The 12830-nt window shown below is 61.7% G+C and carries 11 protein-coding genes and 4 pseudogenes; 6 read left to right on the top strand and 9 right to left on the bottom strand.

Annotated features, from left to right (window positions below; all coding sequences use genetic code 11):
* Nucleotide 1 precedes the first annotated feature (1 nt).
* Entirely contained in the window at nucleotides 2–1168 is a 1167-nt protein-coding gene (gene argE, locus NKH70_RS09465) for an acetylornithine deacetylase (protein ID WP_353025152.1), read from the top strand.
* A gap of 12 nt (nucleotides 1169–1180) precedes the next feature.
* On the opposite strand, the gene NKH70_RS09460 is transcribed toward argE, so the two are convergent.
* Together NKH70_RS09460 and NKH70_RS09455 are read right to left on the bottom strand one after the other, a co-directional pair.
* Nucleotides 1181–2116 (bottom strand): LysR family transcriptional regulator, encoded by a 936-nt coding sequence (locus NKH70_RS09460; RefSeq protein ID WP_352917025.1) that lies wholly within the window; start codon nucleotides 2114–2116, stop codon nucleotides 1181–1183.
* A gap of 50 nt (nucleotides 2117–2166) precedes the next feature.
* Nucleotides 2167–2499, bottom strand: a pseudogene (locus tag NKH70_RS09455) (aldehyde dehydrogenase family protein); the annotation flags it as partial.
* Here NKH70_RS09455 and NKH70_RS09450 point away from each other — a divergent pair.
* Complete coding sequence (locus NKH70_RS09450; RefSeq protein ID WP_353015611.1) at nucleotides 2432–4171, top strand: FAD-binding oxidoreductase; 1740 nt, start codon at nucleotides 2432–2434, stop codon at nucleotides 4169–4171. The pseudogene NKH70_RS09455 and the gene NKH70_RS09450 sit on opposite strands and share 68 nt — an antisense overlap.
* 158 nt (nucleotides 4172–4329) lie before the next feature.
* Here the strand turns inward: NKH70_RS09450 and NKH70_RS09445 are convergent, their stop codons facing one another.
* The 4 genes and pseudogenes from NKH70_RS09445 to NKH70_RS09430 form a co-directional block, all read right to left on the bottom strand.
* Nucleotides 4330–4740 carry a CocE/NonD family hydrolase C-terminal non-catalytic domain-containing protein gene (locus NKH70_RS09445; protein WP_352917029.1) on the bottom strand — a complete coding sequence of 137 codons (411 nt, stop codon included), beginning with the start codon at nucleotides 4738–4740 and terminating at the stop codon, nucleotides 4330–4332.
* Nucleotides 4741–4973: 233 nt separating this feature from the next.
* Complete coding sequence (locus NKH70_RS09440; protein WP_352917031.1) at nucleotides 4974–5195, bottom strand: hypothetical protein; 222 nt, start codon at nucleotides 5193–5195, stop codon at nucleotides 4974–4976.
* A gap of 55 nt (nucleotides 5196–5250) precedes the next feature.
* Nucleotides 5251–6447, bottom strand: a complete 1197-nt coding sequence (locus NKH70_RS09435; protein ID WP_502908335.1) for an extracellular catalytic domain type 1 short-chain-length polyhydroxyalkanoate depolymerase — start codon at nucleotides 6445–6447, stop codon at nucleotides 5251–5253.
* 124 nt (nucleotides 6448–6571) lie between these two features.
* Nucleotides 6572–7325, bottom strand: a pseudogene (locus tag NKH70_RS09430) (IS5 family transposase).
* A gap of 145 nt (nucleotides 7326–7470) precedes the next feature.
* Here NKH70_RS09430 and NKH70_RS09425 point away from each other — a divergent pair.
* The 4 genes from NKH70_RS09425 (at nucleotide 7471) to NKH70_RS09410 (ending at nucleotide 10550) form a co-directional block, all read left to right on the top strand.
* Complete coding sequence (locus NKH70_RS09425; RefSeq protein WP_352917033.1) at nucleotides 7471–8130, top strand: methyltransferase family protein; 660 nt, start codon at nucleotides 7471–7473, stop codon at nucleotides 8128–8130.
* Between the two features lie 342 nt (nucleotides 8131–8472).
* Complete coding sequence (locus tag NKH70_RS09420) at nucleotides 8473–9186, top strand: FAD-binding oxidoreductase (RefSeq protein WP_353025149.1); 714 nt, start codon at nucleotides 8473–8475, stop codon at nucleotides 9184–9186.
* The gene (locus NKH70_RS09415; protein ID WP_352917037.1) at nucleotides 9140–9433 is read left to right on the top strand and encodes a BBE domain-containing protein; all 294 of its coding nucleotides are present in this window, start codon (nucleotides 9140–9142) and stop codon (nucleotides 9431–9433) included. The genes NKH70_RS09420 and NKH70_RS09415 overlap by 47 nt, the downstream gene beginning before the upstream one ends.
* A gap of 22 nt (nucleotides 9434–9455) precedes the next feature.
* A complete protein-coding gene (locus NKH70_RS09410) occupies nucleotides 9456–10550 on the top strand; it encodes an MFS transporter (protein ID WP_353025147.1) in 1095 nt (364 codons plus the stop codon).
* A gap of 81 nt (nucleotides 10551–10631) precedes the next feature.
* Here the strand turns inward: NKH70_RS09410 and NKH70_RS09405 are convergent.
* The 3 genes and pseudogenes from NKH70_RS09405 to NKH70_RS09395 all read right to left on the bottom strand — a co-directional run.
* A pseudogene (locus NKH70_RS09405) lies at nucleotides 10632–10871 on the bottom strand (transcriptional regulator); the annotation flags it as partial.
* A 221-nt stretch (nucleotides 10872–11092) separates the two neighbouring features.
* Nucleotides 11093–12043, bottom strand: coding sequence for a sulfotransferase (locus tag NKH70_RS09400; protein ID WP_353025145.1), 951 nt, complete (start codon nucleotides 12041–12043; stop codon nucleotides 11093–11095).
* A gap of 274 nt (nucleotides 12044–12317) precedes the next feature.
* Nucleotides 12318–12626: pseudogene (locus NKH70_RS09395) on the bottom strand (VOC family protein); the annotation flags it as partial.
* Nucleotides 12627–12830: the final 204 nt, after the last annotated feature.

Below are 12830 nucleotides of genomic sequence, written 5' to 3'. Positions count from 1 at the left end.
CATGGATAGCATCCAGATCCTTGAAAAGCTGATCGCATTCCCGACGGTGAGCCGCGTTTCGAACCTCGACCTCGTCGGTTACGTGACGGAGTTGCTGGCAGCACAGGGCATTGCATGCCAGATCATCCGCAGCGCGGACGGCCATAAGGCGAACCTTTTCGCCACCATCGGGCCGGCCGACGCTCCCGGCGTCATGCTGTCCGGCCATACTGATGTCGTCCCCATCGACGGCCAGGACTGGACGCTGCCGCCTTTCGAGATGAGCGCGCGCGACGGCAAGCTTTACGGCCGCGGCGCAGCCGACATGAAGGGTTTCGTCGCCTGCGCGCTCGCCGCGTGTCTAAAGGCCGCGAAAATGGGTCTGCAGACGCCCTTGCATCTGGCGCTTTCCTACGACGAAGAGATCGGCTGCATCGGCGTACACAGCCTGATCGACATGCTGCGGTCCGCGCCGCACCGGCCATTGCTGTGCATCGTCGGCGAGCCGACCAACATGCAGGTGGCGACCGGCCACAAAGGCAAGCTCGCGGCACGCGCCATCTGCAGGGGACGCGAAGGCCATTCGGCGCTGGCGCCGCTGGCGCTCAATGCCATTCATCTGGGCTGCGACTTCGTCTCCGCATTGCGCGGCGAACAGGATCGGCTGGCGCGCGACGGCGCGCACGACGGCGACTACGACATTCCCTACACGACCGTCCACGTCGGCAAGATCAATGCCGGCGTGGCGCTCAACATCGTACCGAACCTCTGCCAACTCGACATCGAGATCCGCAATGTCGCGGCCGACAATGCCGCCGATATCCTTGAGGGCCTGCGCGCGGAGGCGCAGCGTATTGCCGCTGCCGCTTCAACGATCGCGCCGGAGGCGGCCATCGACATCGACATCTCCAACACCTATCCGGGGCTGGAGACGCCGACGAATTCGCAGGCTGTGGCCTTCGTGAAGTCGCTAACCGGCGCCAACCACACCATCAAGGTTGCCTTCGGCACCGAAGGCGGATTGTTCACCCGCGACCTCGGCACGCCGACCATCGTGTGCGGGCCGGGATCGATGGCGCAAGGCCACAGACCGGACGAATTCGTCAGCGTCGAACAGATGCGCCGCTGCGACGACATGCTGGACAATCTGCTGCGGCGGCTTGCCGATCACCGGCTTCAGGTTGCCTGATAAAGTTCGTGGCTATTCCACGACCCTACCACTGCCGAATACGCCCTGTTCGACGACGAAACGGCGGCAATGATCGATGAATGCCTGCACTGTCTGGGTGCGGTGCTCGGCGTTGGGCAACGCGACCCCCATGGTCAGAGGCCGCAAATCCCCCTCCAGGGGCACGAAGACCAGCGGCTTGCCGTCGGGCGCCAGCGTGTTGAGCGGCCGCATGTTGGCGATGCCGTAGCCGAAGCCGTTCGCGACCATCGACCGCATTACCGCGATGTCGCCGGTGCGCTCGGCAATGTTCGGCCGGATTCCTCGCGAATGAAAGGCCGAAAGGAAATATTCGCGGCTATAGGGTAGGTCGAGCAGCACCATCGGCTCGTCGGCCAGTTCTTCCGTCGTGATGGAAGCCTTGCCGGCGAAGCGGTGCCCTTGCGGCAGCATGACATAGGCCGGCACCAGCATCAGCGGTTCGAACGTCGTGTCCTGCGACAGTTCGAGATCGTAGGTGAGTGCTGCGTCGATTTCGCCTCGCTGCAACATTTCGAGCAACTGCCCCTGGTTGCGTTCGAATTGTCGGAACCGCACCTCGGGATAGGCGCGCTCGAACTTCATGCGCAGGGTCGGCATGACGATCTGCGCGAAGGTCAGCAGGCATCCGACCGCCAGCGGCCCACGCACCTTCTCGGCGATGTCGCCGGCGATGTCGTGCAGGGCATCGGCGTCGACCAGCAGCCTGGCGGCCTCCTTCAGGAAAACGCGACCGCCAGCCGTGAGCGACAGGCCATGCGAATGCTTGCGCACAAAAAGCTGGACGCCGAATTCGGCCTCGAGCTGCGCGATCGACGCCGAGATCGAAGGCGGCGAAACATTGACCTGCTCGGCCGCCTTGGTAATGGACCCGGCTTCGCCGACGGCGACGAAATATTCGAGTTGTCTCAGGGTGAAGCGTAGCGGCATGGGCTTCTATGTTGCCGGTTTGGGCGCCGCGATCAAGCGCCCCCGCGGCTTCAGTATTTGATCCATGTCGTTTTCAGCGCGGTGTACTTGTCCAGTGCATGCAGCGACAGGTCGCGGCCAAAGCCCGATTGCTTGACACCGCCGAACGGCGTCATCGGGCTCAGCGCATCGACCGTGTTGACGGAAACCGTGCCGGCGCGCAGCCGGCCGGCGACGCGGTGCACGCGCGAAAGGCTGTCGGTCCACAGCGATGCGGCCAGCCCGTACGGGCTGTCATTGGCAATACGGATAGCTTCCTCTTCATCATCGAAGGCAATGACCGAAAGCACCGGTCCGAATATCTCATCCCTGGCAATTGGGTCGTCATGGGAATGGCCGTCCCAGGCAAGTTGGGACCGGCTTAACCAGGAGGTCGAGGGCCAACTCGTAAAGGTTCGCTCACCGCTCGCCGCGTGCATGGAAGCGCCGTCGAGCCCCCGCTGCGCCGATGTCTTCAAGGAACTGAAGAATCCCTATTACCTCGGCGACGAGGTCGGGCTGACGCAGACCCTCGGCTGGGTCGATGGCTGGACGTCTCAGCCGAGCGCCTATGCGGTGGCCGCCCGAACGACCAGCGACGTCGTGGCGGCGGTCAATTTCGCCCGCGAGAACAATTTGCGGCTGGTCGTGAAGGGCGGCGGGCATAGCTATCAGGGCACCTCCAGTGCCCCCGATTCCCTGGTGATCTGGACACGCAAAATGAACGCCGTCGCCTTGCATGATGCGTTCGTCGCCACGGGATGTGCCGGGCAACAGCCGCCGCAGCCGGCCGTCACCGTCGAGGCAGGCGCGATCTGGGGTCACGTCTACGACGCCGTCACGACGAAGGCGGGCCGCTACGTCCAGGGCGGCGGCTGCCTGACGGTGGGCGTTGCGGGCCTGATCCTGAGCGGCGGCTTCGGCAGTTTCTCGAAGGCCTACGGGATGGCCGCGGCGAGCCTGCTGGAGGCAGAGATCGTTACCGCCGATGGCGAAGTGAGGATCGCCAACGCCTGTACGAACCCTGACCTATTCTGGGAAATCAAGGGCGGCGGTGGCGGCAGCCTCGGCGTGGTAACGCGGCTTACGCTGCGCACACACGAACTGCCAGAGTTCTTCGGTGCGGTGTTCGCGACGATCAAGGCGGCATCGGACGCCGCCTTCCGCCGGCTGATCGGCCAGATCCTGGAATTCTACGGCGCGGCGCTGTTCAATCCGCATTGGGGCGAGCAGATCCGCCTCCGGCCGGGCAACGTTCTCGATATCGCAATGGTGTTCCAAGGGCTCGACCAGCTGCAGGCGGAGACGGTCTGGCGGCCGTTCTTGAGCTGGCTGGAAGGCGCTCCGCAGGATTTCAGCCTCGACTCGGTGCCGATGATCATGGCGGTGCCGGCCCGAAATTTCTGGGACCCCGCGTTTCTCACGCAACTTCCCGGATTGGTGATTGCCGACGATCGCCCCGGCGCGCCAAAAGCCAACCTGTTCTGGGCAGGCAACCTGGGGGAAGCGGGACAGGTCCTGCACGGTTATCAGTCCGCCTGGCTTCCGTCCTCCCTCCTGCAACCGGGCCAGCAGGGCCATCTCGCCGATGCTCTGTTCGCGGCGACCCGGCATTGGGGCATCTCCTTGCACTTCAACAAGGGCCTGGCCGGCGCCTCTGTGGAGGCGATCGAGGCGGCCCACGACATGGCGACGAACCCGGCGGTGCTCGACGCCTTCGCGCTGGCCATCAGCGGCGCCGAAGGGCCGCCGACCTACCCCGGCATTCCCGGTCACGAGCCCGACGTGCCGACCGCCCGCCGGCATGCAGCCGCGATCGACAACGCAATGACCGAGGCGCGTAAACTGCCGGCCGTCGGCTCCTATGTGTCGGAAAGCGATTTCTTCGACGAGGCGTGGCGGGAATCTTTTTGGGGCGCGAACTACGCAAGGCTCCTCGCCGTGAAGGACAAATACGACCCGGGCGGCCTCTTCTTCGTGCATCACGGCGTAGGCAGTGAACGCTGGAGCGCCGACGGCTTCACGAGAGGGACCTGACATTTGGCGATGGAACCTCACCGGACACCTCCACCAGATCTCATCATGATTCAATGTGCGACCTTTGATGGGCGAGTTCGCCACGGTCAACAGAATGATTTGGCTTCATGGGCAAAATGACGGCCGACGGATGAGCCGGGTCGCGGAAGATGCTCTGCTCAGCCAGCATCATCGTGGTCGCCGTTCCGAGCGGCTCCCCCGTTCCCAGATTTCGCGCAAATCGCGGCGCCGCTGGAAACCTGCACTCTGACGTGATGCCCCTTCTTAAAGCGATAGGCCATGGGCCACAGATCGACTAGCACCCCCCGACACCCATCCGGATCGGCGACGGGCCGGTCGGGCAAGAGGCGAAGCAGACCGTCGCCGACGTTCAGCGACTCGCCGGATGGGCGGACGTCGCACAGGGGACGAAGAAATCGGTATGCTCCAAGTTTGAACGGACGAACAATTCGGCGGAATCTCCTGACGCTTTGTGGGGACCTGAGACGCAACAATAACAAAATTGGCTTCCAAGTTGCCGTTCCCCTGTGCCCCGATCTATAGATCGCTTCGGACTCGACTCGTGACATTGGCTGCGTTCGGCGCAAACGTCAGCAGGTGGCGCTCCATGGTAGTTCCCATCGACGAGTGGCAACATCCCACCCCGGCCGGACCTTCCCGAGCCTAATCAGGCAATCTGAAGTCTGAACACACCAACCGACCATGCGCGCCAAATGCGGAAGTTGGGGTAGGCTGCCACCCGTTTGTCGAGCGTTCTGCTCGCCAGCATCGAGGGCGGACGCGTCCGATCGGAGTTACGCTCCTACCAATCGGTCATCATGCGGGACAGCCGAAGGCGGGTGACGAGCGCGGGGAGTTCCGCCTGGCGGTGTGTGTTGGTCTTGCCGAATACCGCTCTGAGCTCGGTGCGCGCGGTTTCGCGGCCGATGCCGAGAGCAATTGCCGCCACATTGATGCCATCCCCCGACGCGAGGCGCGCGGCCCGCCTGGCCTCGGCTGCCGTCAAGCCGAATGCAGCGCTCAAGCGCACTGCATCCGGGCGCGCCAGAGACCTCAGGTCGGTCACCAGGAGCCTGGGTTCAGACATTCCGCATCAAGCCAGCCGATCGCAGGGCATCCTCTATAACCTTTCGGATCTCTGCGGCGGAGTTGGGCTCCTGAGAAGGTAGACCATTTCCCCTCGCAGCGCGTGGCGCAGGGTGTGGCATTTTGGGAGTCTCGATTTCGGGCATCGACAAAGTAGTTGAGAGACGGGCAGAGCGAGTCTCGCCGTTGGCTTTCACCGGCTTGGTTTTCGCCGCCCGGTTCCTACCTGACTTCGCTATGCCCCAGAAGCGCGCAATATGCGAGGTGGACGAGATGCCGATGTCGAGCATGAACGGTCCCTCAGCGCCCAGCGCCGCGTCACCGGCCGTATCAAGCGGCGTACCGTGGCCCATTCCGGCGATGCGATATTCCTCAATGATTTCCTGCCCTTGGGCATTGCACCAGACACGCCGTGAATAACCATCCACAATTTCTGATCGGACTGAACGTGCATCGAGCCCGTGAATGGCTCGCCATTGTCCGACGATGGCATCAGCATTGGAGGATGCTACGGTTTGATCGGTGGAGCCGTGCCAGACCGATATAGATGGCCAAGGACCTTTGTGCGGCGAGGCACCGCGCAGGGCCTTCTGCAATTGCCTTTCCGAGGGCGCGCCATGACCGCGCATGCGGTCGAAGGCTTCCGGGATAGTCTTTGCGCTCCCATACGGCAGGCCGGCGATGATCGCGCCACCGACGAAGACCTCCGGGTAGCAAGCCAGCATCACCGATGTCATGGCGCCTCCGGCGGAGAGGCCGGTGATAAAGATACGCTTACGGTCGAGGCCATCTTCAGCGACAACCGCCTCAATCATCTGGCGGATCGAAAGGGCCTCTCCGCCGTTCCGCTTTGTATCGCTGGGCACGAACCAGTTGAAGCAGAGGTTGGGATTGTTGGCGCGTTGCTGCTCGGGAAACAGCAGGGCAAAACCTTCCTGGTCGGCCAGTTGCGACCAGCCGGAACCATGGTCGTACCCGGCTGCGGTCTGCATGCAGCCATGCAGCACCACGACAAGAGGCGCCGCTTCAGGCAAAGCATCCGGAACGTAGATCCTCGCCCGCAAGGCGCCCGGATTGGAGCCGAAATCCGCCAGATCCGATAACCGATCGCGGCCTTGGCCGTGGCTTTGAAAACTCTGCCCGGCGCGGAATGCCGCAAAGCAGGTGATCGTGTCGGAGATTTTTCGCAAATTAGTATCCTTTGTTCCGGCCGCCAAAAATGGCGGCAGCGCTGCGCACAACGCACAGGCAGCAATATCGTTGCTGCACTGCACAATAACAAGCGCACTATGACTTAGGGTCAGGACTCACTGATCAGAGCCAGAAGATCACGGCCGCTGCTATGCATATGCTTGAGAAAAGGTGTGGGCGCAGCGGTCGTATCGAGTGTGAATACGACGCCAGTCTTTGAGTTTTCTGAACATGTTTTCGATTTGTGACGTTGCTTGTAGAGCACAACATCGTGCGGGATTGGGACCTTTCTGTTGGCCTTTGACGGAATGCAGGCGGTGATTCTGCGATCAGCCAGCGCCTTTCGAAACCAGTCGGCGTCGTATCCCTTGTCTGCAAGCATTGCTTTGGCCTTGTGGCAAGGCTTTGAGCATAAGAGCGGCCCCTCTGAAATCGCTCATCTGGCCTTCGCTTAGCAACATGATCAAAGGTCGGCCCTGGCTATCGCACACCGCGTGTAGTTTCGAATTCAAACCACCTTTGGTCCGCCCGATACGTGTAGGAACATCCCCCTTTTTTAACAGGCTGGCTGCCGTCCGATGTGCTTTCAATGGGTAGCATCGATCATCAATTGTTCCGGCTTGCCGCGTCTGGCTGCGAGTTCGGCTAAGATTCGACTGAACACACCAAGCCTGCTCCATCGGATGAAGCGATTATAAATCGTCTTGTGGGGACCATATTCTTTAGGCGCGTCGCGCCAGCGCAATCCGTTCCGAATAACGAAGACAATACCACTGATGATCCGGCGGTCGTCCACTCGCGGAATACCGTGCGACAATGGAAAGTATGGCTTAATGCGGCGCGTCTGCGCCTCAGACAACAGCATCAAATCACTCATGGCAGCGCCTCCTCGCGCAACCGTTGAATCAATCCGTCGATGCCGCCGCAAGTGGCAAATGCCACCGTCCCCTGTTGGCCCAAGCCAGACATCGGGGTAAACTGGACACCGTACTTCGCGTCTCCTTTGAGGTGGCAGGTAGCGGATGCCCGTCTCGGCTTACTTCAAGGCAGGTTTGTTTGTGGTCGCCGCGGCCGCCGCATTGTTCTCAGCGGCCGGCACGATCGCTGTCCCGGGCTTTTGGGCCTATCTCGCAATCTTCGCTGTCGTCATGATCGTTTCGTTCGCGGCGCTCGATCCGGACCTCCTGCGCGAACGCATGCGGCCGGGTGGCAAGAAGCCGCCGCTCTCGCTGAGGGTCTTTTCGCTCGTTCTGTTCATGCATTGGATCGTTGCGGGGCTTGACCGTGGCCGTTTCCATTGGAGCGACAACGTGCCCGATTGGCTTCAGGGCGTTTGCCTGTTCACGGTCGCGGCCGGCTACGCCCTTGCACTATGGGCTATGCGTGTGAACCGGTTTTTCTCCTCAGTCATTCGCATCCAGGCCGACCGCGGCCAGCACGTCGTCAGCACGGGGCCTTATGCCTTCGTCCGCCACCCTGGTTACACCGCTGGATTTCTGATCATAGCGGCAAGCGGACCCGCGCTCGGATCGTGGCTTGCGGCTGCGCTCGTTGTGCTCTTTACCCTGCCGTTTCTGCTCTACCGCACCATCACGGAGGACCGAATTCTTCGCGCGGAGCTTGCGGGCTATTCGGATTACGCCGCGCGGGTCCGATGGCGGCTTCTCCCGGGTATTTGGTGAGAGCCAAACCTCCTTAGGAAGCGTGCTTCGAAGGTCGTCGCGGCCTGCCAATGCAGCTAATTTTTGCCGTGGTTTAGGCTCACGTTTTGGTTCCGATGTCTGCAATTGGCGCTTTTGAGACCTTGGTCTAATCTCATAATGGCGGGAAGTTGCCGTTCGAGGCCTATTCCGAAAGCGATGGCTCTTGGCAGTTGATGCCAGATTAATAGGTCCTGACCCTAGGCCGCATGAAGATAATCGTCGTTGATCCCGAGCGCCGCATCGCCAGGGCCGAAGCCGGCCTGACCCTCGGGCGAGTTCGACGCAGCCACACAGGCGCACGGCCTCGCGACGACCATGGGCGTGAACGGCGACACCGGTATTGCCGGCCTCACGCTGGGTGGTGGCTTCGGCAAGCTCGGGCGAAAGCACGGACTGAGCTGCGACAATTTGATCGCGGCTGAAATCGTCACCGCCGAGGGACGGCTGTTGCGGACAAAGGCCAGCGAGCATCCCGACCTGTTCTGGGCCTTGCGAGGCGGCGGCGGCAATTTCGGCATTGTGACGGCGTTCGAATACCGGCTGCACCCGCTCGGCCCGGCGCTTCTCGTGGGCACCGTGCTGCACGCCTACAGTCACGCGCGCGAGGCCATGCGGTTTTACGATGAATTCTCCCGCGACGCCCCGGACGGGGTGAGCGTCGATGCCGCGCTCGTCACGCTGCCCTCGGGCGAGCGGGCCTTCAGCATCTCGGCTTGCTATGTCGGGTCGCCCGAAGCGGGCGAACCAGCCATCGCGCCGCTGATGAAATTCGGATCCCCCACCGAAAGTCGCCTTAAAGCCATTCCTTACCTCCAGATTCAATCGGCGGGCGACAGCCTCTTTCCACGCGGGCGACGCTATTACTGGAAAGCGCAGTTCATGCGCGAGATCAGCGATGGTGCGATCGAGGCGCTGCTCGACAGTTACGCGAGGGCTCCCAATCACTTCCCTGCTGGTTTTCCAGCAGGTCGGCGGCGCGATCGCTCGCGTGCCCGCGTCGCACTCGCCCTATGCCAACCGCGATGCGGCCCTTGACTGCTTCCCGATCGCCATCTGGGACGATCCGGCCGATGACGAGGCAAATATCCGCTGGGCGCGCGACCTGTGGAATGCGGTCAGACCATTCTCAACCAGCGGAGTCTATGCCAACAATCTCGGTGATGAGGGTGACGACCGCGTGCGTGATGCCTACGGCGCCAATTATGCGCGCCTCGTCGCCATCAAGAAGCAATACGACCCGACCAATTTCTTCCGATTGAATCAAAATATCAGTCCTGGATAATTCGAAAATCCGTGGGGGAACCGTGCGCAGTCGCTGGACGATCCTTGCTGTTCTGTTTGTCGCCCGCACCGCAATGGCGTTTCAGTTTCAGAGCGTCGCCGCCGTCGCGCCTCTTATCAGCGATAGCGTCGGTGCGAGCCTGGCCGACATCGGCATTCTAATCGGCCTCTATCTTGCACCGGGAGTCGCATTGGCCCTGCCTGGCGCGACCATCGGCCAGCGCTATGGCGATAAGGCGACCGTTCTCGCTGGGCTCCTGATGATGCTGGAGGGTGAAATGCTGATGACGGCGTCGGCGTCCTGGAGCCTGCAGATCGGCGGCCGATTGATAAGCGGCACTGGCGGTGTCCTCCTGAATGTCCTGATGACCAAGATGGTCGCCGATTGGTTTGCCGGACGGGAAATCGCAACCGCCATGGCCATCTACATCAACTCGTGGCCAGCGGGCATCGCCATCGCTCTCATGCTGCTGCCGGCAATCGGAATGACATTCGGGGTGACCTCGGTGGGCATTGCCGTTTCGGTCCTGGTCATCGTCGGCATCGGCTTGATGACCTTCATCTATCGCACCCCGGAGGTATCGCCCGCCGGTGGGATCGAACGCCGCGGCATTTCTGCCGGGACCACCTTCGCCCTCATCACTGCCGGCCTGATCTGGTGTCTCTACAATGTCGGCTTCGCAATGGTCTTCAGCTTCGGCCCCTCAATGCTTGTCGAGCGCGGCTGGTCCAGCCCGGAGGCGGGATCGGCGACCAGCCTGGTGCTTTGGCTGGCCACCCTTTCGGTCCCCCTGGGTGGCTTGCTGGCCGATCGCAGCAAACGCGGCGACGCGGTCCTCACCGCGGGCTGTGTCGGTTTTGCACTCCTAATGCTCGTTCTGTCGCGAAGCGGACCAGTGCTTCCCCTCATCATTACCATGGGGGTCGTATGCGGCCTGCCTGCCGGCGCGATTATGAGCTTGCCCGCACGGGTGCTCGATCAAAGAACGCGATCGATCGGGATGGGAGTGTTCTACACGGTCTACTATGCCGGCATGTTGGCCGCCCCGGCGATCGGCGGCAAACTTGCGACTTGGGCCGGTACAGCAACCATCGCGCTCGATTTTCCATCCAGGTAAGGCGGCTAGTCGCGCCGATACCGCTGGTACCGCGACATCAGCACGGTTGTCCCGGCTCCCGGTCTGACCGATTCTATGGCACTACTCTGGCAGTCCAGCAGTACGCAGCGCATCACCAAGGCACTCCACGAGCGCTGGAGCACAATTCACGCCCGCAAACTGGCGGCTATAACTGAACCTTGGATGCAGTTCGAGCACCCGCGCGGCAGCTGCCCTCGCTTCTTCCAGCCGGCCGAGTTTGGCAAGGGCAGCGGCCAATTGCACGTAAGTGATGCTATGTGCGGGATTGGCCTGAACGGACCGGTAAGCGGCGCGACTCGCATAGGCGTCCGTTCCGGTGCAATTCCGGCCAACGGTGCCGTTGCCGTCTGCTTTCAGCACTAGACGAAACTGATCTCTACAGCCGACGTGGGGCGCAAAGCCGTCGTTGAAAATTGATGGGACGGCGGTCGCCTGTAGGTCAGAAATTGACGCTACCCCAACTCGGGTTCTGACCGTCGTCGCGAGTATCGTCGTGACCTGACCCATTGCATACGGTCAGACTAGTTCTGTGCAAGGGCCGACTGAAAGTCCCTGGTGTTGTTGCGATTGGGATAGGACTGGTCCGGTACTGGGACACCGAGATGCCGACAGAGCGGCGTCCACCCATCTCCCAGATTGTGGACCAGCAGCCGACCCGGCGGCACTGTCGCAATGACCGCCCTTACATTGGCTTCGTAGACGGCTATGGCATTGGCGCGATCGTGCGGCAGGCCGCCGAAGACCTGCCTGGAGATCAAGGTAAGGCCCAGCGACTCCTGATCCTTGCTCTGGCTGATGCCTGCCAGGAACGTTTTCTCGAAGCTTTTCCACCAGCTTTCCGGCGATCGGTATGTCAAGATGACCCGGGCGTCCGGATAGAACTCAATCAGATCACGCCAATAGTGCGCCGAGGGCCAGTCGATGCAGGACGCGTAGCCCGCAAACAGCTGGTTCCAGTCTGGTGCCGCGCCCTTCGCCAGCGCACGCCAAAGCCGCTTCTGGTCTTCATTGGCCATGACTTCGAACATGTGGTGACAGGGGCCGAAGCCAAGGATCGTCAGCGCCTCGCGCATCGAATCCGTTCCTGTCCGGCCAAAGCCCGTTCCGATTACCTTCATCGCCATTGTGCCCCCCGGTTCAGACCTACACCCGTCAGACCAATCGCTTGCGAGCACCATCCGCAGGCGGTTTCCCTCAGGGTCGGAGAGGTCCAGCGCCCCCTCCGTTTGCAGCGAGGGCACGTGCGCCTCGCCGAGACGTCGCGCGACGGCCGCGATGTCTCCCCGGCTGGGAAGCACGACGGTAAAATGCTCCAGACCTGCCGCGCCGAGCGGTGGCTCCTTCAGCTCGTCGCGGGCCCAGATGTTGAATGCCACCATGTGCGGACGTTCCTCGGTGCCGCAGTCGAACAGGCCAAACGTTGCGGACTGGATATGTGGCCTGAAGCCAAGCACGCCGAGGTAGAACGCCATCAGCGTTTCGGGCGACCGCACGCGCAGTGTGACCGATGAAGGTGTCCGCCGCCAGCGGAACTTTGACACGGTCCGCCGGGTCGAGCTCCTGCAGCAATCGATCGATATCCAGAGGTTCCAGCCCGGAATGCCTTGTGCCGTCCTTGGCGACAAGCGAAACACCGCCGCCAGCCATCGCTTCCCTAGACGCGAAGCGCCCGGCCGTGTCGAAGCAGATCTCGATCCCATTGCCGGAAGGGTCGGAAACGTAAAGGGATTCCGAGATTAGGTGATCCTGGGCGCTGTGCCTCAGGCCGGAGGCCCGCAGCCGGGCGGCGACTCGGGCCAATTCCTTGCGTGTCGTGACATGGGTGGCGACATGAAAAAAATCGCGGGACTTTGACGGCAGGACGTTTGTAGCCCCGGCGTGCAGCACAATAAGGCTCTTGCCGTCGACGCCGAGTTCGGCGATCCCGCCGTCCCTGGTCAGGGTCGAGAGGCCGACCACGTCACGCCAGACCGGTAAGGCGGCTGGAATGTCGACGACGCGCAGATGAACCGGGCCGAGACGGGTGGTGTCGGCTAGAATTTCTTGGCTCTTCATCGGCCGTTGTTTCCCTGCAGCGCTGGAACATATAAATTACCAGATCGTATCCTTATGTGATATGGTCAAATCCTGGCCGAGAAAAATTAATAGAAACAAAGGAGGCCGCGATGAGAGAGTATTTTTCATTTCAGCTATTCATGAGAATGTCGACTGCGTTATTTATTGGTGCCGCTATCTATTCCATCGTTTTCGGGAATACAT

Source organism: Mesorhizobium sp. M0991, from assembly GCF_040318915.1.
Lineage (GTDB): Bacteria > Pseudomonadota > Alphaproteobacteria > Rhizobiales > Rhizobiaceae > Mesorhizobium.
This window is presented reverse-complemented; position numbering and strand designations above follow the sequence as displayed.